The organism is Marinobacter sp. SS5-14b (assembly GCF_030541005.1).
In the GTDB taxonomy this organism is placed as follows: Bacteria; Pseudomonadota; Gammaproteobacteria; order Pseudomonadales; family Oleiphilaceae; genus Marinobacter.
This window is the reverse complement of record NZ_JASSVM010000037.1, coordinates 1-1,326: the sequence shown is the minus strand read 5'-3', so window position 1 is coordinate 1,326 and position 1,326 is coordinate 1. Positions and strand designations below refer to the sequence as shown.

General features: G+C 56.3%; 1 protein-coding gene. It reads left to right on the top strand.

The annotated features are described in order from the left end of the window. Nucleotides 1-75 precede the first annotated feature (75 nt). Complete coding sequence (locus QPL95_RS18505; protein ID WP_303292375.1) at nt 76-1,290, top strand: IS256 family transposase; 1,215 nt, start codon at nt 76-78, stop codon at nt 1,288-1,290. Nucleotides 1,291-1,326 lie beyond the last annotated feature (36 nt).

Sequence of the window (1,326 nt, the reverse complement as noted above, 5' to 3'; positions counted from 1 at the left end):
GAGCCTGTAAACCAAATTGTGTAACTGCCCACGACTGAGTAATCTTTTCAAAAGGATACCATCGTGGGTACACAAGTGGACCAAGAAAAACTCAAAGCTATGGCTGCCGAGCTGGCCAAGGACATCAAGTCTGAAAAAGATCTCGGAGCCCTCACACAGCAGCTGGTCAAGCTCACCGTCGAGACCGCACTCAACGCCGAACTGGATGAGCATCTTGGATACGAGAAGCACGCTCTTGAAGGCCGTGGCACCGGCAACAGCCGTAACGGCTATTCTGCCAAGCGCCTGAAGGGCCAACACGGCGAAGTACCGATACAGGCTCCCCGTGACCGGGACGGCTCCTTCGAGCCTCAGTTCGTCCGTAAAGGCCAGTCCCGCCTGACCCAGATGGATGATCAGATCCTGGCTTTGTATGCCAAAGGGCTGAGCACCCGGGATATCGTAGACGCCTTCAAGGAGATGTACGACGCGGACATCTCGGCAACGCTCGTTTCCAAGGTGACTGAGCGCGTGATCGATCAGGTTCACGAGTGGCAGAACCGCCCTGTCGATCCGATCTACCCCATCGTCTATCTGGACTGCATCGTTCTGAAAGTTCGTCAGGACAAGAGGGTGATCAACAAGTCCCTATACCTGGCCCTGGGTATCAACATGGAGGGCCAGAAAGAGTTGTTGGGCCTCTGGCTGGCCGAGACCGAGGGTGCGAAGTTCTGGCTATCGGTACTGACGGAACTGAAGAACCGTGGTCTGGAGGACATCCTGATCGCCTGTGTCGATGGCCTCAAAGGGTTCCCGGATGCCATTGCCGCTGAGTACCCCCAAACCAAGGTGCAACTGTGCATCGTGCACATGGTTCGCAACTCGCTGCGCTACGTGTCCTGGAAGGACTACAAGGCCGTGACGGCCGATCTGAAGCAAATCTATCAGTCCGCCACGGAACATGAGGCCCGGCAGGCACTGGAGGCCTTCGGAGAACGCTGGGACGGCCAGTACCCTCAGATCTCCCGATCCTGGCACAGCCACTGGGACAACCTGATCACCATCTTCGAGTATCCTCCGGCTATCCGGAAGGTGATCTACACCACCAATGCCATTGAGTCGCTGAATAGCGTCATCCGCAAAGCCACCAAGCGCCGCAAGCTGTTCCCCAGCGATGATTCGGCACTGAAAGTGGCCTTCCTGGCGATCCAGCAGGCCTCCAAGAAATGGACCATGCCGATCCGCGATTGGAAGCCGGCATTGAATCGCTTTATTATCGAGTTCGGTGACCGCCTGGACGGCCACCTGTAATGGGATGGGCAGTTACACAGATTTATTTACAGGCTC